This window comes from Sporosarcina sp. Marseille-Q4943 (assembly GCF_943736995.1).
Classification (GTDB): domain Bacteria; phylum Bacillota; class Bacilli; order Bacillales_A; family Planococcaceae; genus Sporosarcina.
On sequence record NZ_CALSFT010000002.1, the window covers coordinates 1,005,115 to 1,029,272 of the forward strand.

The following is a 24,158-nucleotide window of genomic DNA, read 5'->3' on the forward strand; positions in this document are numbered from 1 at the left end:
TGAACGGGGCGGTGAAGCTATATGCTTCAGCCGTCCCATTCTTCATGCTATCGAGAAAGGGAGAAGAGAATGAAAAGGCTGAAACTGATTCTCCCCATTCTTCTATCTGCATTGTTGGTCGTCCTCGTCTTTTTCTTTCTGCCGATACATAAGGTATTCACCTTTACAGAATATCGAACTGAGCATCCAAAAACCTATTACGTAAAGATGGCAGATGAGCAGGATTTTCAAATACGCTACGTGCACTCCATCTTTCTGACCGATGTCATTGAATCTTATCGGGTCACCGATCAAAACGCCATCCAATCACTCTCCATGCAATATGAAGATGTTGGAATCGGCTTGCCTGGCTATGCCGCAGAAGGGCAGTCACTGACTGTCAACGATGGAATGTATACGCTTACTTATGAGAACAACATCATCGACTCTTTTGTCCTTTTCGTTGGTGATGTCAATGCAGGCCTGGCTTTCCGGTATAAAGGGAAGGAGATCAATCTGAAAACGTACCTAACTAGAGGGAAATCGTACACATTTCGTGTGCAACGCCAATCATTCTACCAATTAATGAAAGGAGTAAATATGAATGGCTAAAAATAAAAAGCTAGAAGATATTCAGCAAGAATCCCAAAACGACAACATTGAAACGTTGACAGAAGAACAGCAGCTTGAAATTTTGCAAAAATATGATCCCGAATCGAATACCCGGAATGTGAAAGGGATATTCAAAATCATCGTCTTTGCAGGATTGCTGGCATTCTCCTTGTTTCAATTATATACATCCATCGGGACACCGTTCACTGCATATATTCAGCGATCGATTCACTTAGGATTCGCTCTCGCATTAATTTTCATATTGTTCCCAGCAATTAAAAAACCGGGTGTTAAGAAAGATAATGTGCCTTTTTACGATGTCATCCTATCATTACTTGCCATTGCGGTCGGTTTGTATTGGCCACTATTTTATGATGATCTCGTCTTCCGTGTCGGCAGGGTGTCGGACATTGATTTGTTCATCGGCATCGTTGCAGTGCTCCTAACATTGGAGGCCGCAAGACGGGCAGTCGGAATGCCGATCACGATCATTTCGACGGTTTTCTTGATCTATGCGTTTTTCGGAAGGTACTTTCCCGGGTTCCTGGCACACCGCGGCCAAGATCTGAAAAGTCTTGTCCAGCTTATGTTCTTTACGACTGACGGTATTTTAGGAACACCTATTAGCGTATCTGCTACGTTCATTTTCGTCTTTCTATTATTCGGTGCATTCCTTGTGAAAACAGGAGTCGGTAACTATTTCAATGATTTGGCTGTCGTCCTCGCAGGCCGCTTGACTGGCGGACCCGCTAAAGTGGCAATCTTCTCAAGTGCATTACAAGGGACGATTTCAGGGAGCTCTGTTGCAAACGTTGTCGGATCAGGTTCCTATACGATTCCGATGATGAAAAAGCTGGGGTACCGTAAGGAATTTGCGGGCGGGGTTGAAGCAGCTGCTTCGACAGGCGGACAAATCATGCCACCGATCATGGGTGCCGCAGCATTCCTAATGGTCGAATTCATCGGCGGCATTACGTATTGGGAAATTGCGAAAGCTGCAGCTATTCCTGCATTGCTTTATTTCACAGGAATTTGGATCATGACTCATTTCGAGGCAAAGCGTGTCGGTCTTGAAGGCATGTCGCCAGATCAGATGCCTGACCGAAAGGCGACACTGAAAAAGATCTACCTTCTCTTGCCGATTTTAGGGATTATCGTATTCCTATTAATTGGAATTCCGACAATGAAAGCTGCCTTATTGGGGATTGTCTTGACTATCGTTGTCAGTTTCTTTGATAAGTCTACGAGACTTAGCCCGAAAGATGTCATCATGGCGCTAGTCGACGGGGCTCGTACTGCATTGGCTGTAGCCGCTGCAACGGCTTGTGCGGGTATCATCGTCGGTGTCGTCGTGAAAACGGGATTAGGACTTAGCCTTGCTAACGGCCTTGTATCCGCAGCCGGCGGAAATATCCTATTGACGCTCATCTTCACGATGTTGGCAGCACTTATATTGGGGATGGGTTCACCTACGACAGCAAACTATGTCATTACATCCACAATTGCAGCACCAGCTATCATCTTGTTGCTTATGGGCGGTGAAATGGGACCAGGTACGACAATTCCGGTTGTCGTTGCCATCTCTGCTCACTTGTTCGTATTCTATTTCGGAATCATCGCGGATATCACGCCGCCTGTTGCTCTCGCAGCATTCGCCGCATCAGGCATTTCCGGCGGGGATCCGATTAAAACCGGTGTTGTTTCTGCGAAGCTCGCCATTGCGGCATTCATCATTCCATATATGTTTGTCTTCAATCCGGCTATGCTCATGATCGATGCCAGTCTCTTTGAAATCGTATGGGTTACCTTCTCCGCTATTGTAGGTATGATTGCAATCGGAGCGGGAATGATTGGCTATTGGTATCGAAAATGTAATTGGATCGAGCGTATCCTTGCTGTCGTAACGGGATTATTGTTGATTTATCCTGAAACAATTACGGATATTATTGGTTTGGTCCTCTTCGTTATCCAAGTTGCAATCCAGTGGAAAACGAAGGATAATAAACCGAAAAATAAAGCAGCAGTCGCATCATAATGAAAAAAGGCCGTCACAGTTGTCAACTCGACAACTGTGACGGCCTTTTCTAATTCATCACACGCATAACTAGGCCAATTCCCAAAATTATTATACCAAGGACAGAATAGTGTTTATCTACAAAGTTAATAAGATATTATACTTCGACATTTAATTCAAATAGTTTAAACCGAAAAGATGATTTAAACTATTGAAATGTTTAAATAGTATGTCTATAGTAGAATAACATAGACAAATATATGGAAATTTCAATACTTTACTATCAAAAGGGGAAGCTGGGATGAACTGGACTTATTTTAAACATGAGTTTCTTATTACTGCTAGAAGCAGGCGGAATGTTCCTTTTGTATTGTTCATAGGGGCCTTGCTATTAGGTTATTGCTTAATCATGTTGCCAAACGAGAAGACAAAAGAGACCTTTGATGTGGAATGGGCAAAAAGTTACCTGAGTGATCTTGAGGTGGAACAGAAAATAAGGGAATCCAAAGGGAATACGGGAATCGTCCATATGACAGGCCAGCCGGTGTATGCGAATAACGATTATTATTATCGTCTCTATCACGCAATGGTTATGGCACATGAGGATCGGAACTATTTCCGCTATCTGTACTTGCGCCACTTTCAGCTTGATGGGAACTCATGGGAGTATGTGGGAGATTATAATCTGTTCAAACTTTCTCCTTTTCCGGGGAAAGATAGAGAGCACTTGTATTATCAGACGATAATGCGCTACGAAAATTATTTGACGCAAGATTACCCGGTTACATACGGGTTAATGTACGAGAAGACAGGGTTGCAAGCTTTGACGAAGTTCATCCAGGGATACGGGGTATATTTCCTATTGTTCTGCGCCATTTACTTTAGCAGTGACATATTGTCGAGGGATCGCAAATACAGGACTGTTCTTCAAGGGTTGCCATTGTCCTGGTACCGGCAATTGAATTTGAAAGCGTTCTCCGCATTCCTATATTCGCTAATTGTCGTTCTCGCAACAATTGTGATCGGTGTACTTGTCCTGACCATTCAATTCGGCTTTGGACATTTTGATCTGCACGTGCCAATAATGATTGCGCAACAGACATTCAATCCTGAGGATTATGATGTTATTACAATCTCCACGTATTTAGGGAAAACGTTGATCGTAATACCTCTATTGATCTTCCTTTTTATACGCCTAAATGTAGTCTGGGGTTTGCTTTTGAAAAATGAGTGGCTCGTCCTTCTTATCGGCAGTCTAGTTCTCTTTTCGGAGCGTCTGTACTTCACGAGGACAACGAGGGAAATCTATGCCATAGATATCAGCTTATTTCCACAGACGTATTTCGATTTCGGAAAAATCACGGATGGGGAGAAAAATTATTTATTGAATACGGAAACGATCACATACGCAAAAGGGATTGCAGTATTGCTCATTACAGTAGCTGTCATCGAGATTCTCTTATTCATATGTTCCAGAATCATTAATAAAAGACGATTCTATCGAGTGTGAAAATAACTTGCGAGGAAGGATACGATCATGTTTTGGAAATATCTATTATTTGAAACAAAACTTCTAATGCATAATCGGAAAAATTGGCTATTAGGAATCGCCCTCATCTTATTTTTCCCATTATATTATTTACACTATAGCCAGACTGACTTAGAAGATTTGTTAAAGAAGAAGAACTTGGACTCGCAGCAATTCCATACAATCTTCAATGCATTTCCGACAGAGTTGCGACATACGCCGGAAGGGGAAGGCATCTATAACAACTTGACTCAACAAATCATGATGATTGATATGCAACGATTTTATCTTTGGCAAAAGAAACATTATGACAAATTTATCGAGAATGGACTTAAGTTGAATGAATTGCGGCTGGAATTGCATGAACTTGGGAATAAAGGGATTCATCCGAATCACATTATCCCCAAGGACGAAATTCAAAGGGAGAGCGCACTATTAAGATATTACCAAGAGAATGATCTGCCGCTTATCCCCAATCCATTGGCTGCGAGCAATTATTTGCCCGTCACATTGAGATTGTTAAGTGGACTGCTGTTCTGCCTTCTCGTACTAGTTGCAGGGAGCAGCATGCTAGTGAAGGATCAAGTGCATCGTTCCGTAGTGAGTGGATTTCCAGTTTCATTCATGCAAAAGGTGTGCAGTAAAGTAGTCATCCACTTTGTACAAATTATGCTTTTTCTGTTTGCTGGAATATCTGCTGGTGTGTACTATGTCGCCAAGAAGTCGGAAATCGGGAATTTCACCGCGCCTGTCCTTATTTACCAGGACGGCGACTTCCTTGCCGTATCAACAACGCGCTATATCATTTACATGCTGATTGCGTTTGCATTGATCACATTGCTCCTTTTATTAGCTTTTGCATGGATCAACGTCGTTACGAAAAATCTATATGCATCTGCATTTATATTGTTAGTCATTCTTCTACTGCCTGATTTGATGAGAGTGGCAGAAGTACAGGTCAACTGGCTTTATCCATTGAAGTTTATTGACATCGGCTACGTCCTTAATGGGGATGCTGCTCTGGAGTTTGGTAATAAGAAGTTGGACTTCAAGAATTCATACATCTGGCTCATTTCCATGAATGTGATTGTGGCTTCCGCGCTGTATTTCGGGAATAAATTGGTGCATATGAGAAAAGTGGAAGGTTTATTGAAAACAAGCTAAAAGGTGGAGAAGGTAAATGCTGAAACTATCAAATGTATCGATTGCCTATAATGAGAAAGTTGTTTTGGACCAATTGGATTTAACGGCAAGCAAAGGGGAAATCATCGGGGTTGCCGCGCCGAATGGAACCGGCAAGACGACGATGTTCAATGTGATGGCAAATTTCGTGAAGCCGGATTCCGGTCATGTCCTGTTTAACGGAAAATACGCATATCGGAATGAGAAAGAGGAATTGCTGATTCACAAGCAACTGGCTACGTTTCCGGAGCAGAAAGATCTGTTCGAGGAGCTTTCGGGCGTCGATCATCTGAAGCTGTATGCGAATATGTGGAAAGGGTCGACGAAGCATGTAAAGGATGTTATTGAACGGCTTCATATGGGGCATTACGTAAAACGGAAAGTGAGGACGTATTCCCTCGGGATGCGCCAGCGTCTATGCTTTGCGATGATGATGGCGGCAGATACGCCTGTCATGCTGATGGATGAAGTGATGAATGGCCTTGATGTTTCCAATGTCGCATTGATATCCGATTGTTTAATGGAGATGAAGAAGGACAAACTCATCTTTGTTGCATCACATTTACTAGAGAACTTGGATCTTTATGCGGATCGCGTACTCTTTCTGAAAGACGGGAAATTTGTCCATGAACAGAAATTCACGGACGAAAACGAGACGTTCCTGAAAATTGAATTGGATCCTGGGCAGTATGAAAAACTTAAGAAAGAGATTCAATTGCCGACCGATTATTTGTACATTGCCAATCATCTATTATGCATTCCGCTGGAAGGGTTGAGCATTGCGGAACAAACGAAATGGATCGAGCGGATGCTTCGTTATAATGAAAAAGAATTGACGGTCGGGCCATTGGGGACGGTGGAGTATTATGATAAATACTATGCGGAAATGGTTTAAGTTGAAAAATGGTGTCGGTTGGAAAAGGACATTCCTATTATTTGCAGCATGTCTATGTACACTTGCCGGGTGCCACCCTTTACAAGGAGCGGGTAATGAGAAAAATGTCAGTTATGAAAGGAATTTTGAAATAATTGGACCTGAAAGAGATGAATTGATTGGAAACGTAAATCAGGCTCTTTTTAATACTGTGGATAGAAGCAATGAGCGTATTGGCGAAAGTACTGCCCCAATAATGTCGAAAGATGGGAAGCGATTCTCCCTACTTAGCGGAAGGTATTTGCTTCACGGATACCCGGTCGGCAATGTGTTTATTTATGATAAGAAAGGCGACCTTATTATTCGGGAAATAGTAGGCGGTTCTGGTGGTGTGAGGAGCCTTACGATGGATATCGATAAAACATATTCGATTCACGTGGACGGTGGTTATGCTGCCATTACCGCTGAACCGCATCCGACAATGTTCTCAAATGAATTGACGGCCGGCATTTGGGAGGTTGGATTAGACATAGAAGCAGGGGATTATGTTGTAACGAGTCCATGGGGATTAGGCTACTTGGAAATCCATGATAAGGGGGAGGAGCCGCGACTTTACGAAATTATCGGCGGGGATGGGATAAAATCGGAAAGCCGCGTAACATTGACGGACGGACAAATATTGAGGATTACGAAAGTCTCAATGGTGGAATTCGCTCCTCTGGACGGACGATCTGATGAATGACGGGAAGAAGCCCGTTCATCCATTATTGGATGGCCAGCAAAGATGGTCATAGAAAAGTGCCTACCCGATTGGGCACTTTTTTTCTGTCTATATTACAATGAAGTTATCAATTCCATGAAGGGGCCTGGATGCTGTGGAACTCACTTTTACATTTATCATTTTAGGGATTACAATCGTTCTATTCATGACGAATAAAATACGCGCGGATCTCGTCGCAATTCTCGCATTGCTTGCATTCGTGTTGACGGGAATCCTCACACCTGTAGAAGCGCTATCCGGGTTTTCCAATTCAGTTGTCATCATGATTGCTGCACTCTTTGTAATAGGCGCAGGTATATTGCGGACAGGTCTTGCCCCAATGGCCGGGAAATTGCTATTACAGTATTCAGGTGATAGCGAGAAAAGGTTGTTCATTCTACTGTTGATCATTGTCGCTTCAGTAGGTGCATTTATGAGCAATACGGGAACAGTCGCACTCATGCTGCCCATTGTCATCAGTATCGCAATCAGCATTAACAGCAGTCCGTCAAAGTATTTGATCCCGCTCTCCTACATGGCAAGCTTTTCAGGGTTGCTTACGTTGATTGCTTCGCCGCCCAATTTGATCATTAGTCAAATGCTTGTCGATAATGGTTACGATAAGCTTGGATTTTTTCAGATCACTCCTATCGGTATCATCGGTGTAGTCGTCGGTCTCATCTATTTGTATACGGTCCGGAATATATTATTGCCGAAAGGGAAGGCGGCATCGAATTCGAATCACATCCAAAAATTAGCGACGAAGCAATTGTCAATCGACTATCAGCTCGGCGGAAACTTGTATGTCGTGAAAGTGCCGGAAGGGTCTGAAATGATCGGTAAGCGGCTCGCGCAATTGAAGATTCCGGCGGCATACCAATTATGCATTTTAAAGATTAGCAGGAAATCGACTGAAGGCTTGAAGTTATTGCCGATGACCTATCATGAAATGGCCGGGCCGAACAGCATCATCCAGATGAAAGATCACCTCTATGTGCAAGGGCCTGCCGAAAATGTGGAAAAGTTCGTTAAAGCATACGGGTTAACCATCGAAGAAGCAACGTCGGAGGCCGATGAGCTCGTATCAAAGCAATTGGGCATTGCAGAAGTTCTTCTCACTCCCCAGTCGAAGCTGATCAATGAAACATTACGTTCAATCAACTTCCGGGAGAAATACAATTTGAACATCTTAGGGATCAAGCGCCAAGGAGAGTATGTCGTAAAAGATATGTCGAAGCAAAGGCTCCGTTTCGGGGATGCCCTCCTTGTGCAAGGTTCCTGGGAATCAATCGAATTACTATCCAGGGATACGAGGAATGTCGTCGTCATCGGCCAGCCGAAGGAGCATGCAAGCATGGCCGCTGCGAGCGGGAAGGCGTCCATAGCCGGGGCAATTATGATTTTAATGGTCCTTCTTATGGTATTTGAAGTGTTCCCCGCAGTCATATCAGTGTTGATTGGCGCAGCATTGATGATATTGACAGGATGCGTCCGGAATATGGATGATGCTTACGGCCAGATCAACTGGGAAAGCGTCGTCTTAATCGGCGCTATGCTTCCGATGGCAACGGCCCTTGAAAATACGGGGGGGATGGTGTTGCTTTCAAAAGGAATCATCCAATTGCTCGGCGGACTCGGTCCGTTGGGGGTACTTGGAGGCATCTTCTTGCTGACGATGACTTTCGGCCAGTTCATTAGCAACACTGCGACAGCTGTCCTGTTTGCACCAATCGGACTAAGTGCCGCCCTCAGCATCGGTGTCAGCCCGTATCCGTTCTTAATTGCAGTTGCAGTCGGGGCGAGCATGGCATTTTCCACTCCGGTCGCCTCTCCGACAAATGCGCTCGTCATGACAGCAGGTGGGTATCAATTCAAAGATTTTGTAAAAATTGGCGTACCGCTCCAATTAATTATGCTGTTCGTCATGATGATAGCCATCCCGTTAGTGTTTCCGTTCTAATGACGGTTTGCAAGAAAGCTTGTGCATGGTAAACTGAATTGAATGAATGAATGAATTTTGGAAAAGAGGTCATGGAAATGGCAGTAGAAGTATATCTTAATTTCAATGGTAACTGCAGGCAAGCTGTGGAGTTTTACGCAGAGGTGTTCAATACGGAGGTATCTCAAATCATGACATTCGGCGAGGCTCCTCAACACCCTGAATATCAGCTGCCCGAGGAAGCGAAGGACCTAGTCATGCATGCGCGGTTGAATATCGATGGAAGCAGAGTTATGTTCTCGGATACTTTTCCAGGATCTCCTTTCATCGAAGGGAACAATGTCAGCCTCGCTTTTGTCAGCAAGGACGTTGAATTAATCAAAAACGTTTTTGACAAACTGAAGCAAGGCGGAACAGTGAAGATGGACTTGCAAGAGACATTCTGGAGTAAAAGCTACGGCTCATTGAAGGACCAATTCGGCATCGAATGGCAAATTAGCCACGAAGCATAAGTGAATATAGGTAAATGAAAAACGGCAAGGATGCGTATCCTTCGCCGTTTTTTTATGGCCATATAGAACGGATCCAATAAGCGCGACCCTTTTCGGTTTAAATTTACTATAAAAATTGTATATTACTGAAATCGCTTTCAAAAAACAATTGACTTTTTGTGTGAAAGTGACTAATATTCAATTAACGACTATATAGCGACAAAATTATATTCACCTTGGGGGCGTCGGAATGGAGAATATGGAGAAAAAGAAAATAGGTTTTCTAATGGCGATTCTGCCATTGATCATTATGATCATCGTCATGCTGTTCACAGTTGTGAAACTTGAGCAAGGCCCGCATATGCCACTCATCATAGGAACAACTGTGGCTGCTTTGGTTGCTTGGCGCTATGGCTTTACGTGGAAAGAAATAGAAGAAATGATGTTCAAAGGGATTAAGCTAGCCCTGCCTGCTGTCGTCATCATTATGTTGGTTGGAATGACAATCGGCTCTTGGATGGGCGGGGGGATTGTCGCAACAATGATCTATTACGGATTGCAGATTATTACACCTGGTTGGTTTCTAGTTGCCATTACAATCATTTGTGCAATCGTCTCTCTTGCAATTGGAAGCTCTTGGTCGACGATGGGTACCATCGGGGTCGCTGGAATGGGTATCGGCTTGAGCATGGGGATTCCTGCAGGCATGGTGGCAGGCGCCATTATTTCAGGATCTTATTTCGGTGATAAAATGTCTCCCTTATCCGATACGACAAACCTTGCTTCAGGTTTAACCGGGACAGATCTATTCGATCATATTAAGCATATGCTTTACACAACTATTCCCGGATTGCTTATCGCCCTTGGCGTTTACACATTTTTAGGAAGACGTTTTGCAGGTGGAAATATAGACTTGGAAAAAATCCAACAGACAGCTTCTGTGCTGAAGGACAGCTTTTTAATTTCCCCTTGGCTGTTGCTTGTGCCATTGGCGGTAATTGTCATGGTAGCTATGAAGATTCCTGCTGTTCCGGCTCTGGTCGTCGGTATTATTCTTGGCTTCATTTCACAGATTTTCATACAAGGTGGGTCTTTGGCGGATTCGATTGTTGCGTTACAAAGTGGATTTGCCATTGAAACCGGGAATGAAATGGTCGATGGACTATTCAATGGCGGCGGTTTGGATTCGATGATGTACACAGTTTCTATGACAATCGTGGCAATGACATTTGGCGGTATTTTGGAATTCTCGGGAATGCTCCAGTCAATTATGAATCAGCTCCTGAAGGTTGTGAAATCATCCTTCACACTGATTACATCTACAATCGGCGCTTGTGTACTTACGAATGCAACATGCGCAGAGCAATATATTTCGATTGTTGTACCATCTAGAATGTTCACGAAAGTTTACAAGAAGATGGGTTTGCATTCTAAAAACTTGTCACGGGCACTAGAAGATGGCGGAACGCTCACTTCGGTCTTCATTCCATGGAATACTTGCGGCGTATTCATCTTGGGAACACTCGGAGTAGGGGTGGCACAGTATGGACCGTATGCAATCTTGAATTTGTTCATTCCATTTATTTCCACACTTTACGCAGCAACTGGCTTTACAATCGTGAAGCTGACAAAAGAGGAAATAGAAAAAGTTGAATCAGAAACAGAAACAGAAGAAGATAAGTCAATTGAAGCGGTTCACGTATAAGTATAAATAGAGCCGCCCAATGCCGATGCTTGGCACTGGGCGGCTTTCTTAGTAGTGGACGGCGAAATTCATTTCATACAAAGAACGCGGCCTTCCTTGCTTGTAAGTCATCTCCTCGCCCACGATACGGACATATTCAAATTCTATGAGCTTTTTTAATGTACGTTCTGCAGTCCTTCTGGAAACGTTCATATAGAGGGCAAGATCGATTGCTGAAAACTGGTTCGTTGTCCTCGATTGGCTGAACTGCACCAACTTTGAAATATTGGCAGGTCCCAATTTTGTTTTTTCCGCAATTTCCACTAGTAGGGGATGATCGACTTTCATATCGATAGCACCGTCCGATTGTGGATACGGGCCATGAAGCCTTTTATTGGAGTCGAGAATATAAAAGCTGTTCAGTTCACCACTTTGAATGAAATTCAATGCGAGTCGTGCATGTTCGGCAGCTTTCATCGTCGTTTCACCGTAACCGAAAGCCATCTTGACATTCCGGGGGAGACGGTGGAAAACATCCATGAATCCCGGATTTTTGATGGAATGTTCTACAATGCCCTTCGTTGTGAACAGCGAAAATTCCCCGTCGGTTTCTGACCAATGCGCTTGCAATATGGTAGAGAGCTCTGTTACGAAAGGCATGATCGGCAATCCGGATGATTGAAGGATTCCAACGGCAATTTGGGCAGAAGAGCTTTTCTGTAACATCGCTTTTTGCTTCGCTAAACGCAGACTCCTAATAATCGAGCTTTCCGGGTCGATCATCATACGGGCAGTTATACCTCTTTGCAACAGCTTTTCGTAGACAATATGGATACTTGTAATTGCGATGTCCGTCTTGCCTTGACCAGACAACCGTTTATGAAAATTTATAACGTCCTCGATTGATCCACCATTCTGTAAAACATGAATGTATGGTAGTTCAATCGTTCCATTCAAGTCATTCAACACATGATCGATATGGGACTGCTCGGCGACATCTATAGAAATCCGTTCACATGAAACCCGCTCATTTGCCAAAACAGATAATAATGTCGTAGAGACAGCGGTCTCATCCTGCTTCAAATAGAACGTTGGCACGATGAATTGTTGAACAGCCTCTTTTGCATAGGCATAAGGCAGCGAACCTGAAAAAAGGATGGCATCACTTGGTTTAAGTGTCTTAATGATGTCAGCGGCTTCTTTAGGATCGGTATATATATGGCATGCCAGCTCAAAATCCCCTTCATTCACGGATAAATCCTCTGCGCGTCGACAAAAATGTTCAGAGCCGATAACAGCAATTTTGATTCTCAATAAATTACCTCCTAACTATTAGCGACTATTTAACGACAGTGATACAATAATTATAGCCGATTCCCAATAAGAAAGGAAAGATAGTAATGAAAATTTTGGAAATAGAGATTTTTGCGATTCACTTGCCTTTAAGAGAGCCATTCATAATAAGCTATGCAACATATGATTACATGCCCTCGATCATCGTTAAACTAACGACGGACACCGGCCATATCGGATATGGGGAGGCAGTGGCGGATGAGCATGTTACTGGTGAAAGTTGGGAAAGTACATATGCAGTCTTAAAAAATACGCTAGCGCCGAAGCTGATCGGGATGAATCCTGCTCAAATGGAAAAGATCCACGAGCGTATGGACGCAGAAATTTACGGGGTGCCGGCAGCGAAAGCGGCAATAGACATCGCTTGTTACGACGTCGTTGGAAAAGCGTTGGGCGTTCCCGTATATGATTTGTTGGGCGGAAGATATCACGATGAGTTTCCAATTACACATGTTCTGAGCATCGGAACACCTGAACATATGGCTGAAGAAGCGGAACAGCGCGTTCAAGAGGGTTATCGTTCATTGAAAATGAAAGTCGGAACGGACGTGTGGGAAGACGTGAAACGAATTCAAGCTGTACGAGAACGGGTAGGGGAGTCGATCGCCATCCGTATTGATGTGAATCAAGGATGGGTGAACAGCTCGACTACCTTACAAGCACTAAGGAAACTTGAAGATTGCTCACTCGATTGGCTGGAGCAGCCTGTAAAAGCGGATGATATCGATGCAATGGTGGAAATCAAGTCGAAAACATCCGTGCCCGTCATGATTGACGAAGGGCTGCGAGGGGTCCGTGAAATGAGGGAGATCATCGCCAAGCGCGCCGCGGATAAAGTGAACATCAAATTGATGAAATGTGGCGGCATCTATCCGGCGATGAAGCTTGCCCATATGGCGGAGATGGCTGGAATCGAATGCCAGGTCGGTTCGATGGTTGAGTCTTCCATCGGCTCAGCGGCCGGATTCCATATCGCTTTTTCAAAAAAGATTATGACAAGTGTCGAATTGACAGGGCCATTGAAATTCAGTGAAGACATTGGAAACTTGCAGTATGACGTTCCATTCATCCGCTTAACGAAACAACCGGGACTCGGCGTCGATGTCGAAGAAGCCGTATTGAATAAATTGACACTCTTCTCCGAGAAGGTGACAGGATGAAAAAAGAGATGATCTTGAGAAATGGCCAAACGGTTACCATTAGGAGCCTTGCCGAAAATGACCTCGAGGAAATTATGGACTTGCAGGAGAAAGTGATTGCCTCATTGACGGTCACTTCTTTTTTGCAACCGCTATCCGAAGAGGAATTCAGCTTTATCTTGAACGGCAATGGATCAATGATCGGTGCATTCCACGCAGACCGTCTCATCGCATTCAGGGCAATGCTCGAACCTGAAATTGACGAGCATCATTTAGGGAAAGATGCCGGCTTGCCTGATTCAGAATTGCCGTCTGTGCTATATTCTGAAATAACAAATGTGGATCCCGAGTATAGAGGTAACAGCCTACAACGAATTCTTGGCGAAATCCTAATGGAAAATGTCGATACAGAACGCCATCGTTATGTGTTCACAACTGTTGCCCCATTCAACATCGCAAGTCTGAAGGATAAATTCGCTCTAGGCATGCACATCATTTCATTGGAAAAGAAATATGGAAATCTTTTGCGTTACACATTAATGAAAGATCTACGTGCCACAAAAAAATTAGGAAACCTCAACGTCGTCGTGGACATGTCGGATGTGATGGAGCAGCAATCCTTATTGAAAGATGGATGGATCGGTATCGGCATCGGCCTGGAAGAGGACGATGGGACGTGGAAAGTGAAATTCCAAAAAAACAAATGAACAGGAACCGTATAGAGTGTATTCCGCTCTATACGGTTTTTGTGTATAAAGACTGTTTTCAACATTCTATATAACTAGGACTATGCGATTAATAAGTAGTAGTTTATAATGATGTTAGGTTATTCATATAGGAGGAAAACAATGAGGTATTCAGTAAGTAAAAAGTTATGGACAGGCTTCTTATCCTTATTACTCTTAATGATCACTGCAGGAATTTTAAATTACTTAGCCATTCCGTATGTGAGTGATGAGTATAAATCATTTATTGACGACCGGATGGAGAAAGTAATTTTGATTGAACAGCTAATGACCGATCAAACTGAGCTTTCAAATGATCTGCGAGGCTATTTACTATATAAAGAAACGAAGTATCTCAAAAATCGCAGCGAATTGCTTGCATCAGTTGAAGAAAAATTAAACACGATGAATGCAACCTTCCAATCAGAGAGAAGCACAGAATTGCTAAAGGAACTAACTGAGGCAACAACGCAGTACCGAACTTTATCTGAAGAAGCACTCACTTCTTTCAATAATGGAAGAGATGAGGAAGCGCTTCTTTTAGCGGAAGAAGCGGAACCTTATCAGGCAACTATTATGTTGAATGCAGATAGGTTGATTCGGTACCAACGTGAGCAGATGCTTGAGGATGAAAATAAAATTGAACAAAGTATAAAAACGACTGGTCTCTACATTATTGGAGTTCTCGGCCTCGTAACTATTTTGAGTATGATCATCGCGTATATGATTAGTAAGAACATAACTCGACCCGTCGGCAAAATGACGAATGCGTTGAAGGAGCTTGCCCAAGGGAATTTTGCAACGGAGCCATTGCTTATTAAAAATCGAGATGAAATCGGTGAAATGGCATCAGCCCTCAATGAAATGAAGGCAGATTTACGAAGTATCATTACCAACACAAGAGATTCATCGCGCCAGTTAGCTTCACAGGCCGAACAGTTGACGGCAAGCGCAGAGGAAAGTCTTGCCGCTTCCGAAATGGTCGCTGAAATCGCTGAAAAAAATTTATTATCAAGTGATATGCAAGTGAATCTCGTGCATGATTCAACAAAAGCGATGAATGCAATGGCTAACGGTATCAATCAAATTACAAATGACAATGAAGCAATGCTTGGTTCTTCAGATGAGGTATCCCGACTAGTAGGGGAAGGTGCTGCTCTCATGAAGGATGTAACAGATCAGATGTCTACCATCTCGACATCCATCCGCCAATCTGCTGATATTATAAGCGATTTGTCGGTACATTCGGAGAGCATCCGAAAAGTGACTGGGCTCATTAGGGGCATTGCTGAGCAGACGAATCTCTTAGCTTTGAATGCAGCAATCGAGGCGGCGCGTGCGGGAGAGCATGGCAAAGGCTTTGCTGTTGTGGCCAATGAAGTGAGGAATCTTGCTGAACAATCGAAAGCATCGGCGGAAGAAATCGGCCGAATGATTGACACCATTATTCAAAACGTCTCCTTGGCAGTAGACAGCACGGAAGTCGGTGCGGAACGTGTGAAAGAAGGATTAGGAATTACCGAAAAAACCAACACAGTCTTCCATCAAATCGAATTGGCATCAAACGACGTAAATAAGAAGGTTGAAACTGTTTCAGCAGCCATTGTTCAGATTCGCTCCATGAGTGAGCAAGTGACGGAAGGTGCTACAAAAGTCCAGGACCTTGCCATGCAAGCGTCAGTGGAAGCACAGTCGACGAGCGCAGCAACAGAAGAACAGTTAGCTTCAAATGAAGAAATTGCTTCAAGTGCGCAAACGCTATCAGAAGTAGCAGAAAAACTGCAAAATGATATGGGACGTTTTACAGTCTAATGAATTCTCCACGCCAAACGCGGCGTGGAGATTTTCCACATGTTCAATTACGAGGATTCTGAATAAATGGTATTGCCTAAACTATCCCCTAATGGTACAATCAATTTCTCTTTCATTTCTACCCCAACATCTCACCAAAAGAGCAGGACGCAAAATACACAAAACGGAGGACTGTCTATGCAGAAACATCCCGATTTTGAGTTTGAATTGCAGCGCCTTGACTACACGAAGCACTACATGCAAAGACTCCTGGAAGAGTCGATGCGTGATGTGCAATCCTCGCAAGATGAAATCCGGCATGCGATGGCCGACTTGGATTATTTGGATTCAAGTTTAAGCTACATTAACATTCTGACGAATACCCGATTTTTTGAAATGGCCCGCTCGCAGAAGGAAGGCCTCGAAGCGATCCAGCAGAAGCCATATTTCGCCCGTATCCATTTCCAGACGGAAGGGGAGAAGGATGAATTTCTCTATATCGGCAAAACGTCCGTCTTCCATCAGGAAACCCAAGAACCGATCATCGTCGACTGGCGTTCACCCGTCGCCAATGTTTACTATGATGGCAGGCTGGGAGACTTGACGTATAAAGTGCGAGACGAAGAAATCAGCGGACATCTCTTCTCGAAACGGCAGTATAAAATCGAAGAAGGAGAACTTATTGACATCCTTGATATCGATTTGACGACGAATGATGAATTGCTTCAAGAAGCTTTGGCAGGTAAGGCGGATGTCCGATTAACGGAAATCGTTTCGACAATCCAGGCAGAGCAGAATGAAATCATCCGAGCGAACTTGAAGCAGCCGATCATCGTTCAAGGCGCGGCAGGCAGTGGAAAAACGACGATTGCTCTTCACCGGATCTCCTATTTCCTCTATACGATGGGCACCGACTTCCCTTCGGAGAAGTTGATGATTCTGGCACCGAGCCGGCTGTTCATGGAATATATCGGAGATGTACTCCCTGAACTGGGCGTGGGACGGATTTGCCAAACCACTTTTGCTGAATACGTCTTGGAAGCGACAGGATTAAAGCTCAAATTGACCGATCCGAATAAAAAGCTGGAGTTGTTGACTGCGATAGATTCCGTGAATGAAGATCAACTTTTCATTGCAAGGATGAAGGGAACGCTCCGCTACCGTGAAATCATGCAAAGGTACGTGGATAAGCTGGAGCAGGAAACTGCAGCGCTCTTTGAAGATGTCTATATCGAAAAATACAGGATCATGCGGGCATCGCGTCTGAAGAAATTGTTCCTTGATGACTTCAACTATATGCCGCTTGAGAAGCGGACTGAGCGTATCAGACTCATCATGCAGACCGAAGTGAACCGGAAACGGAAACAGCTGTATAAGCTTTTATCCGACAAGTATGAAGAAGCGCTTGATAAAGCGCTGTACGGCATCCGGGATGAAGAAAAGCGAAAGGCGCGTATTACGAGGGTCATGGATGAACGTGATGAACGGCTTCCTTCTATTGAAAAGGAAGGGAAAAAGACGGTATCCTCCTATATGCGCAGATTTAAAAAGTTCAATATTAAAAAACTGTATAGGGATTGGCTTACAAATCCGCAATTACATAATGAACTGGCATGCCACTGGTCCGAAATGGAAAGGGATGCTTTTTTTTCCGCGCATCAAAAAGAATCATGGGAGACCGAAGACTTGGCTGCCCTCTATTATCTGCATGCAAAGTTGAAAGGTGTGGCGGATGAATGGAAAATGCGCGTCGTATTCATTGATGAAGTGCAGGATTACAGCGAATTCCAGCTGTCGGCATTACAGGACGGACTGGAAACGGATATGTTCACGATGGTTGGAGATCTAGCGCAAGGAATTCACAGCTACCGGGCATTGACGTCATGGGAGCCGGTGCGGGAAATGTTCCCGCGGGCAACTTACACGACGCTGCAAAAAAGCTACCGGACGACAATCGAGATTATGCAATTAGCGAACAAAGTTCTCGAGCAGATGGAGGAAGATTTGCCGCTCGTAGAACCGGTCGTCCGACACGGCAGGGAACCGGAATTTTATGATATGCCAACCCTCGATACGTCCAAAGTGAAGGAAATCTATGAAGCAATTCTTAGTAGGGGACACCGCTCGATTGCTTTAATATGTAAAACTCGAAAAGAGTCTGGGGTGCTTTACAAGCAACTTGAAAAGTCGGGCATGCCTGTCCAATTACTAGGCGAGGATTCCGACATAAACGGCGACTGCCTACTCATCGTGCCAAGCCACTTATCAAAAGGTCTCGAGTTCGACGCCGTCATCATCGCCGCTTTCGACGAACCATTTCGCGACCATCCAATCGATCGAAAGTTGTTATACGTAGCGATGACAAGGCCGATGCATGAACTCCATCTGCTATCCGACTCGCTATTGCCGTTGATAACGTCGAATATGCAAAAAAAGACGGGTGAAGAATAGCGTTTGCTATTTTCACCCGTCTTTTTTTGATTGTTCTCTTGTACAACTAAAATTACTTTTTACTCTTATCCTCATAAAACACATTGAAATTCGGGTCAATTGTTCCGATATTCAAATGCCTTGCCTTATAATCGCGCAGCAATTCAAAGAACTTCTTACTTAACACCATAATGACAATCAAGTTGATAAATGTAGGAATTGCAGTCGTGATGTCCGCAAAATACCAGACCGCCTTACCAGGCATATCGTAATAGACGGCATAGACAACCATAAGTAAGCCCGGGATTGGATAGAGCCATTTATAGAAGAAAATCGTTTTATTTTTCACTTTGACCTTCTTCTCTCCGCCGAATAGATGGCGCAAGATGATTTCGTAATAAGTGTACCAGCCGGTCGTCGTCGTCAAACCGAATAGGAAGACTGAAAGTGCGATGATATACCTGCCTGTTTCTCCGATGCCGATTTCGAATGCGGATAATGTTAAAGCAGCGCCATCCAATCCGGACGACCAAGCACCGGTAATAATAATAGTGAAAGCGGTCATCGAACAGATGATAATCGTATCGATGAATACTTCCATGGCGCCCCACATTCCTTGCTTGATTGGATGATTTGTTTTCGCTGTGGAGTGAATCATCGGCGAAGTCCCCCAGCCGGCTTCATTGCTGTATACCGCCCGTGCAACCCCCATCCGGATCACTTGTGCGATGACCGCACCTGTAAATCCGCCTACAGCGGCCATTCCTGTAAATGCGCTTTCGAAAATAAGTCCGAAGACAGGAATGATTTGATCGAAATTCTTAAGGATGATGAAGAGCGACGCCAATACATAAAAAATGCTCATGAATGGGATAAGTTTTGACGCGATTTCCCCAATCCGCTTAATGCCCCCATAGATGACCACGTAAATAAGAGTGACGTAAATAAGCGAAGACGGAATCATACCGATATTGAATGTAGAGCTGACAGCTTCAGAAACCGTATAGTTTTGAAGAGTAATAAAAAACGTAGTGAATATACCGAAACCGAAAAGGATGGCTGGAATCTTCCAGTACTTGAACTTCTTCTCTTCACCTAATCCTTTTTCCATATAATAAGTCGGTCCGCCGTACGGATTCCCTTTTTCATCCGTCCCTCGATAATGGACAGCTAATGTCACTTCGACCGTCTTTGTCATCATGCCTAAAAGGGCAGTAATCCACATCCAGAAGACAGCACCTGGTCCGCCTACAGCGATGGCCGTTGCCACACCACCAATATTTCCGACGCCAACACTACCGCCAATCGCTGTACTTACTGCTTGAAACGGGGTTAAAATGCCTTTTGCATTCTCGTCCATATCTTTCTTAGTAAACAATCTCCCAAATGTGGACTTGAAAATATGCGGCAAATAACTGAACTGGAAAAGCTTGCTCCCGATTGTGAAATAAAGTCCGACGAATAACACTGTGAAAATGAGTGGCAGTCCCCATAACCACCCGACAATTGTTTCTAGTATCTGATCCATTCTATTTCTCCCCCTTTAACCTAGTTTACCCCAGTCAGAATCTTTTGCCTATGGTATGAAAGTACAGAAAGAATGATACATAATCTTTAAAATATGAATAGATTTAATTTATAGTATAATATTGGAAAGGGAGGATATTGCTATGCCACACGTTTACTATTTCTGGGGATTTCCTGATGAAAAAACAATGGATGGGATTGGGCAATTACATAATAAGATTTTTGCTAACGCTGATGAATTTGTGAAAAAGGTTCCATTACAGCCGAATGTCCTTTTTGTAGTTGCCGTTGAAGACAATCAAGTAGTCGGTTATAAGATTGGATATAGTCTTTCACCGGACCGCTATTACAGTTGGTACGGGGGAGTTCATGAGGCATACAGGGGAAGAGGGATTGCCTTAAGGCTTATGCAGCTCCAACATCGTCTCGTCAAGGAATCTGGATATGAAACGATCGAAACGAAGACAAGAAATAAGTGGAGAGAGATGTTGATATTGAATATCAAATATGGCTTCGATATAACTGAAACTTTTACTGACGATGAGGGGATTCATCGAATCATATTGGAAAAAAAGCTGCTAGGTCAGGAAGAAAGGTGAGATGGCTTTGAAAAGAGTTCTGATAGGTTTATTCGTCATTATGATGATACTAAGCGGCTGCGGTAAAGAGTATTGGGTATTGGATAAGAAAAGGCTGGACGAGGAGCCGGCGGTCAGACAGTATGTCAATTACTTGCAAAACGAAAAGACGGATCGGAAAGCATTTAAGCTCATTGACATTGCTGAAGGGAAACAGCTGGTTGTCGTTTCAACCGGAACGAATAAATTAGAACTGGAAGCAGTGGACGTTGAAGTGTTGGATGACGAAACAATCGTCACTGTTAGGGAAGTGGAAGCGGATAGCAATGAAGTGAACCCCTATATTTTAATCGGTCTAGACCGTAAAAATGGCAAGTTGAAGGTCGTCAACGAAGATGGAGAAGAATATGAGATCGGCTTTTAATTAAAAGAGTAGGTATAAGAAATTCTTATCCCTTTGTATAATAACTATCGACTTTTCTAATGAGTGTTAGGGGAGTATAATAGAATTATACACAGGGGGTGTTCATGATGGAATACATTTCACTCTTTTTCATTGGGGCCATTGCAACGACAATCGGTACGTTGGCAGGGGGAGGGGGTCTCATCAGTCTTCCCGCGATGCTGCTGCTCGGCGTTCCAATTCATTCTGCGATCGGTGCGAATAAAGTATCGAACACGGTCAGCTCGTTCTCAAGCTTTCTTGTCCTTTTGAAGCACAAACAGATTTCATTGCGTGAATCATTTTGGATTATCCCTGTAAGTCTTGTAGGTGGGGTTAGCGGAGGGTTCATCGCAACGATGCTTTCAGAAAATCATTTATATATATTGGCGATCATTCTTCTATCGTTTGCCTTCATTACATCGTTCATCGGAAAAGGGGACTTCGATGGACAGGAAAAATTGAAATTCAGTAAAGTGAGTGTACCCGGGCTGTATGGAATCGGGATATACGACGGACTATTCGGTCCAGGTCAAGGCACGTTGATGCTTTATTTATTCGGCCATTTGAAAGTGGCTTATATACGGGCAGTCGCCTACGTTCGTCTTGCAACATTTGCAAGCTGTTTTGGTGCTGCGATCACCTATATTGCAGCCGGTAAAATCATTTGGCCACTTACGCTTATGTTAATGTTGGGGTCAATTACCGGTGCTCAGACAGGGGTGCGCATCGCGGAAAAACTTAAACCGAAGTTTGTAAAGCCAATATTGCGGGTTGTGACAGTCGCGTTGATCTTACAAATTATTGTAGAGAATATCGGATAAAAACAACGTAAAGTTAAAAACGAAGCTGTCCAGAAAACCTCTGGGCAGCTTCAGCCATTATCAATGCTCCTTCAATTCCGAAATTGCAACTTCCGATCTTTCCTCCATCGCTTGGCGCAAATGAACCGTAGCGGTCCGATCATCTTCGTGGACCTTATCAATCCATACAGAAACACCATTATAACTGACCATGATCTCATCCGGTGACGACACAATCTGACGTGCACGTTGGCTATCCAAAATAAATACCTCCATTCAGAAGTTAGACATCATCCCTCATACTATGGGTGGAAAATTGAAACTTACTCATTACTCATATAGGTAAATCTTGAAGTTATCGCTTCCGTCAACGGTCGCCAATAATATGTCTGAAGCTTGGACATTATAAAGTGTCAATTTGTTCTGCAACCAATCCATATCTTTGCTTGCGCTCTTCAACGACTCCAAGTCAATCCTTCCTTCTTTCACAACTATCGTTGGAAAGGAAAATGGATTCGTAACGAGTTGCATAACTTGAGGGGTCAATGCTTGATGATGCGGGGACAGGAAGAATGAAATCGTCCCATCCGGTTCCCATAATGCCAATGCTACTTTCTGTATATCTTCGATTTTGTCTTTTCGCAGTTCTGATAGCAAATGGTCGATTGTAATCCGCGCTTTTTTTAAGTTTGGATAGACGATTTCCCCATGCTTGATGAGGGGGTAAGGGGACGGTTCCACTATCTTACGCAACTTCCCCCATTTCAACGTTGCATATACCGAAGAAATATACAGGGTGATCAACACAGTTGTCGTAATTAATGAACCTTTCATCCCTAAATTTTCATCGGACAGTGGGTGAGCTAAAATATTTCCGATAATTAAGGCGATCGTAAAGTCGATTAATCTTAGCTGGGATATGGAGCGCTCGCCCATCAACTTTGATGCGAGTAATAAAAAGAAAAAAGCGATCACCGCACGCAGCACCCATTGAATGTCTGTTAATGTTTCCTGCCCATAGAAAAAATCCATCCATGTTCACATCCCATAACTCAATCCAAATTCAAGGAACAAAATCCATGGAAAAGGCTACCACTGTTTAAGTGGTAGCTTCTTTTCCAATCGCTGTGAATTAAGATCTCCTAACCATTTCTAAAAGAAGATGTGAAAGCACGTGTTGCTCTTCTTTAGAGCCGGATTTCCAAAGCTCCATAAGAACTTTTTCTTCACGGTTACGAGGTTCTTCGTGATTGGCGAGATAACCTGCAACGATTTCAGTCGTTTTCGCAAGCTTTTCATCACTCAAGCCCATTTTCTCACCTAGCTCCACTTTTTCGGAGAGGTACTGTTTGAATCGATTGAAGTTCTCCAAAATTTGATCTTTATCTTCGCCATCAATCTTTGCCAGTTCCTTTTGTACTTTATCTTTCATTTCCATAACAAACACTCCTTTGTCGTTGTACTCATACAGTGCGCTTATCAGTCGTAAAGTAAACATAGAAATATTTGCATGGAAAAGTGGTCTCCATCCTTTTTTCCATTTACTTTCAAGTTACGTACAATCCCCACGCAACAAGCATAGGATAATTGACAAGTTGTGAAAGGGGTAATTACATGTATTTTGTTCCACATACGTATCCGTATCAAAATCCTTATTACCAACCGATGTATTGCTATGGAACGCAGGCTGGGTATTGGGCTATCCCTGTCATGGAAGGATACGGAAATGGACTTGGTTCTCTGCGCTCTTCAGACGGTGATGACAATATTATGTTAAGAGACTACGGCGCGAATCCGTTTGTCGTCAATATTAATGAAGCTACAAAACAGAACAGTACTTTCCGTACCGCTTTATGGACCGGAAAACATTTACAAGTTACTTTGATGAGTATTGATGTCGGTGAAGATATCGGTTTGGAAATGCACCCAGACGTCGACCAATTCTTGCGCGTTGAACAAGGGCAGGGGATTGTTCGAATGGGCAAGAGTAAAGACAATTTAAACTTTGAAAGAAGTGTCTATGATGATTCTGCAATTTTGCTGCCCGCTGGAACATGGCATAATCTCATAAACACAGGGAATATTCCGCTAAGACTATACTCGATATACGCTCCCCCTAACCATCCATTTGGAACTGTCCATGTGACGAAAGCGGATGCATTGGCTGCTGAGGAAGGTTACGGTCATAACAATTCGTCTAATGGCTGATAGTAGAAAGAGATACGGCTTGGTACTAATCCAAGCCGTTTTGTCATGACTTTTCAAGTACCTATTATTTGGGGTCCTTGTTTACGTTTAACTTTGTCA

22 protein-coding genes are annotated in these 24,158 nt (G+C 43.5%); 17 read left to right on the plus strand and 5 right to left on the minus strand.

Translation table 11 applies throughout. The features are described 5' to 3' along the window. Positions 1–69: 69 nt before the first annotated feature. The 9 genes from NIT04_RS04870 to nhaC all read left to right on the plus strand — a co-directional run bounded on the left by NIT04_RS04870 (position 70) and on the right by nhaC (position 11,084). The gene (locus NIT04_RS04870) at positions 70–591 is read left to right on the plus strand and encodes a DUF1850 domain-containing protein (protein WP_252502472.1); all 522 of its coding nucleotides are present in this window, start codon (positions 70–72) and stop codon (positions 589–591) included. After that, on the plus strand, positions 584–2,626 hold the full coding sequence (locus NIT04_RS04875) for a TRAP transporter permease (RefSeq protein ID WP_252502473.1): 2,043 nt from the start codon (positions 584–586) through the stop codon (positions 2,624–2,626). Before NIT04_RS04870 ends, NIT04_RS04875 begins: the two co-directional genes overlap by 8 nt. A 280-nt stretch (positions 2,627–2,906) precedes the next feature. Continuing rightward, positions 2,907–4,115: a hypothetical protein gene (locus NIT04_RS04880; RefSeq protein WP_252502474.1), complete on the plus strand. Its 1,209-nt coding sequence runs from the start codon at positions 2,907–2,909 to the stop codon at positions 4,113–4,115. Positions 4,116–4,142: 27 nt separating this feature from the next. Further along, positions 4,143–5,297, plus strand: coding sequence for a hypothetical protein (locus NIT04_RS04885; protein WP_252502475.1), 1,155 nt, complete (start codon positions 4,143–4,145; stop codon positions 5,295–5,297). A 16-nt stretch (positions 5,298–5,313) separates the two neighbouring features. Continuing rightward, the gene (locus NIT04_RS04890) at positions 5,314–6,210 is read left to right on the plus strand and encodes an ATP-binding cassette domain-containing protein (RefSeq protein WP_252502476.1); all 897 of its coding nucleotides are present in this window, start codon (positions 5,314–5,316) and stop codon (positions 6,208–6,210) included. Further along, positions 6,182–6,931, plus strand: coding sequence for a hypothetical protein (locus tag NIT04_RS04895; protein ID WP_252502477.1), 750 nt, complete (start codon positions 6,182–6,184; stop codon positions 6,929–6,931). Before NIT04_RS04890 ends, NIT04_RS04895 begins: the two co-directional genes overlap by 29 nt. Positions 6,932–7,115: 184 nt before the next feature. After that, the gene (locus tag NIT04_RS04900) at positions 7,116–8,909 is read left to right on the plus strand and encodes an SLC13 family permease (protein WP_252503193.1); all 1,794 of its coding nucleotides are present in this window, start codon (positions 7,116–7,118) and stop codon (positions 8,907–8,909) included. A gap of 77 nt (positions 8,910–8,986) precedes the next feature. Beyond that, positions 8,987–9,400 carry a VOC family protein gene (locus tag NIT04_RS04905; RefSeq protein ID WP_252502478.1) on the plus strand — a complete coding sequence of 138 codons (414 nt, stop codon included), beginning with the start codon at positions 8,987–8,989 and terminating at the stop codon, positions 9,398–9,400. Positions 9,401–9,638: 238 nt separating this feature from the next. Beyond that, the gene (gene nhaC / locus NIT04_RS04910; RefSeq protein ID WP_252503194.1) at positions 9,639–11,084 is read left to right on the plus strand and encodes a Na+/H+ antiporter NhaC; all 1,446 of its coding nucleotides are present in this window, start codon (positions 9,639–9,641) and stop codon (positions 11,082–11,084) included. A gap of 48 nt (positions 11,085–11,132) precedes the next feature. On the opposite strand, the gene NIT04_RS04915 is transcribed toward nhaC, so the two are convergent. After that, positions 11,133–12,377 (minus strand): transcriptional regulator, encoded by a 1,245-nt coding sequence (locus tag NIT04_RS04915; RefSeq protein WP_252502479.1) that lies wholly within the window; start codon positions 12,375–12,377, stop codon positions 11,133–11,135. 86 nt (positions 12,378–12,463) lie between these two features. Between NIT04_RS04915 and NIT04_RS04920 the strand changes: the two genes are divergently transcribed. The 4 genes from NIT04_RS04920 to helD all read left to right on the plus strand — a co-directional run bounded on the left by NIT04_RS04920 (position 12,464) and on the right by helD (position 18,522). After that, positions 12,464–13,576, plus strand: coding sequence for a mandelate racemase/muconate lactonizing enzyme family protein (locus tag NIT04_RS04920; protein ID WP_252502480.1), 1,113 nt, complete (start codon positions 12,464–12,466; stop codon positions 13,574–13,576). Continuing rightward, positions 13,573–14,262, plus strand: a complete 690-nt coding sequence (locus NIT04_RS04925; protein WP_252502481.1) for a GNAT family N-acetyltransferase — start codon at positions 13,573–13,575, stop codon at positions 14,260–14,262. Before NIT04_RS04920 ends, NIT04_RS04925 begins: the two co-directional genes overlap by 4 nt. Before the next feature lie 141 nt (positions 14,263–14,403). Further along, a complete protein-coding gene (locus NIT04_RS04930) occupies positions 14,404–16,092 on the plus strand; it encodes a methyl-accepting chemotaxis protein (protein ID WP_252502482.1) in 1,689 nt (562 codons plus the stop codon). Positions 16,093–16,269: 177 nt separating this feature from the next. After that, positions 16,270–18,522 (plus strand): RNA polymerase recycling motor HelD, encoded by a 2,253-nt coding sequence (helD, locus tag NIT04_RS04935; RefSeq protein ID WP_252502483.1) that lies wholly within the window; start codon positions 16,270–16,272, stop codon positions 18,520–18,522. A gap of 52 nt (positions 18,523–18,574) precedes the next feature. Here helD and NIT04_RS04940 read toward each other — a convergent pair whose 3' ends face one another. After that, the gene (locus NIT04_RS04940; protein ID WP_252502484.1) at positions 18,575–20,029 is read right to left on the minus strand and encodes a sodium:alanine symporter family protein; all 1,455 of its coding nucleotides are present in this window, start codon (positions 20,027–20,029) and stop codon (positions 18,575–18,577) included. A 142-nt stretch (positions 20,030–20,171) separates the two neighbouring features. Between NIT04_RS04940 and NIT04_RS04945 the strand changes: the two genes are divergently transcribed. From NIT04_RS04945 to NIT04_RS04955, 3 genes are all read left to right on the plus strand, one after another. Next, positions 20,172–20,627, plus strand: coding sequence for a GNAT family N-acetyltransferase (locus tag NIT04_RS04945; protein WP_252502485.1), 456 nt, complete (start codon positions 20,172–20,174; stop codon positions 20,625–20,627). Position 20,628: 1 nt separating this feature from the next. Next, positions 20,629–21,030, plus strand: a complete 402-nt coding sequence (locus NIT04_RS04950) for a hypothetical protein (protein WP_252502486.1) — start codon at positions 20,629–20,631, stop codon at positions 21,028–21,030. A gap of 107 nt (positions 21,031–21,137) precedes the next feature. Continuing rightward, entirely contained in the window at positions 21,138–21,872 is a 735-nt protein-coding gene (locus NIT04_RS04955; protein WP_252502487.1) for a TSUP family transporter, read from the plus strand. A gap of 60 nt (positions 21,873–21,932) precedes the next feature. On the opposite strand, the gene NIT04_RS04960 is transcribed toward NIT04_RS04955, so the two are convergent. From NIT04_RS04960 to NIT04_RS04970, 3 genes are all read right to left on the minus strand, one after another. After that, complete coding sequence (locus tag NIT04_RS04960) at positions 21,933–22,112, minus strand: H-type small acid-soluble spore protein (protein ID WP_252502488.1); 180 nt, start codon at positions 22,110–22,112, stop codon at positions 21,933–21,935. A 69-nt stretch (positions 22,113–22,181) separates the two neighbouring features. Further along, complete coding sequence (locus tag NIT04_RS04965) at positions 22,182–22,883, minus strand: DUF421 domain-containing protein (RefSeq protein ID WP_252502489.1); 702 nt, start codon at positions 22,881–22,883, stop codon at positions 22,182–22,184. 100 nt (positions 22,884–22,983) lie between these two features. After that, positions 22,984–23,289: a DUF3243 domain-containing protein gene (locus NIT04_RS04970; protein ID WP_252502490.1), complete on the minus strand. Its 306-nt coding sequence runs from the start codon at positions 23,287–23,289 to the stop codon at positions 22,984–22,986. Positions 23,290–23,465: 176 nt separating this feature from the next. Here NIT04_RS04970 and NIT04_RS04975 point away from each other — a divergent pair, with 176 nt between their 5' ends. Continuing rightward, on the plus strand, positions 23,466–24,059 hold the full coding sequence (locus NIT04_RS04975) for a cupin domain-containing protein (RefSeq protein ID WP_252502491.1): 594 nt from the start codon (positions 23,466–23,468) through the stop codon (positions 24,057–24,059). The last annotated feature ends 99 nt before the right edge of the window (positions 24,060–24,158 follow it).

Bases quoted from the DNA above. Each gene is read 5' to 3' on its own strand.
- NIT04_RS04870 (WP_252502472.1), top strand. From the start codon at position 70: ATGAAAAGGCTGAAACTGATTCTCCCCATTCTTCTATCTGCATTGTTG.
- NIT04_RS04875 (WP_252502473.1), top strand. From the start codon at position 584: ATGGCTAAAAATAAAAAGCTAGAAGATATTCAGCAAGAATCCCAAAAC.
- NIT04_RS04880 (WP_252502474.1), top strand. From the start codon at position 2,907: ATGAACTGGACTTATTTTAAACATGAGTTTCTTATTACTGCTAGAAGC.
- NIT04_RS04885 (WP_252502475.1), top strand. From the start codon at position 4,143: ATGTTTTGGAAATATCTATTATTTGAAACAAAACTTCTAATGCATAAT.
- NIT04_RS04890 (WP_252502476.1), top strand. From the start codon at position 5,314: ATGCTGAAACTATCAAATGTATCGATTGCCTATAATGAGAAAGTTGTT.
- NIT04_RS04895 (WP_252502477.1), top strand. From the start codon at position 6,182: ATGATAAATACTATGCGGAAATGGTTTAAGTTGAAAAATGGTGTCGGT.
- NIT04_RS04900 (WP_252503193.1), top strand. From the start codon at position 7,116: ATGACGAATAAAATACGCGCGGATCTCGTCGCAATTCTCGCATTGCTT.
- NIT04_RS04905 (WP_252502478.1), top strand. From the start codon at position 8,987: ATGGCAGTAGAAGTATATCTTAATTTCAATGGTAACTGCAGGCAAGCT.
- nhaC (WP_252503194.1), top strand. From the start codon at position 9,639: ATGGAGAAAAAGAAAATAGGTTTTCTAATGGCGATTCTGCCATTGATC.
- NIT04_RS04920 (WP_252502480.1), top strand. From the start codon at position 12,464: ATGAAAATTTTGGAAATAGAGATTTTTGCGATTCACTTGCCTTTAAGA.
- NIT04_RS04925 (WP_252502481.1), top strand. From the start codon at position 13,573: ATGAAAAAAGAGATGATCTTGAGAAATGGCCAAACGGTTACCATTAGG.
- NIT04_RS04930 (WP_252502482.1), top strand. From the start codon at position 14,404: ATGAGGTATTCAGTAAGTAAAAAGTTATGGACAGGCTTCTTATCCTTA.
- helD (WP_252502483.1), top strand. From the start codon at position 16,270: ATGCAGAAACATCCCGATTTTGAGTTTGAATTGCAGCGCCTTGACTAC.
- NIT04_RS04940 (WP_252502484.1), bottom strand. From the start codon at position 20,029: ATGGATCAGATACTAGAAACAATTGTCGGGTGGTTATGGGGACTGCCA.
- NIT04_RS04945 (WP_252502485.1), top strand. From the start codon at position 20,172: ATGCCACACGTTTACTATTTCTGGGGATTTCCTGATGAAAAAACAATG.
- NIT04_RS04950 (WP_252502486.1), top strand. From the start codon at position 20,629: ATGGCTTTGAAAAGAGTTCTGATAGGTTTATTCGTCATTATGATGATA.
- NIT04_RS04955 (WP_252502487.1), top strand. From the start codon at position 21,138: ATGGAATACATTTCACTCTTTTTCATTGGGGCCATTGCAACGACAATC.
- NIT04_RS04965 (WP_252502489.1), bottom strand. From the start codon at position 22,883: ATGGATTTTTTCTATGGGCAGGAAACATTAACAGACATTCAATGGGTG.
- NIT04_RS04970 (WP_252502490.1), bottom strand. From the start codon at position 23,289: ATGGAAATGAAAGATAAAGTACAAAAGGAACTGGCAAAGATTGATGGC.
- NIT04_RS04975 (WP_252502491.1), top strand. From the start codon at position 23,466: ATGTATTTTGTTCCACATACGTATCCGTATCAAAATCCTTATTACCAA.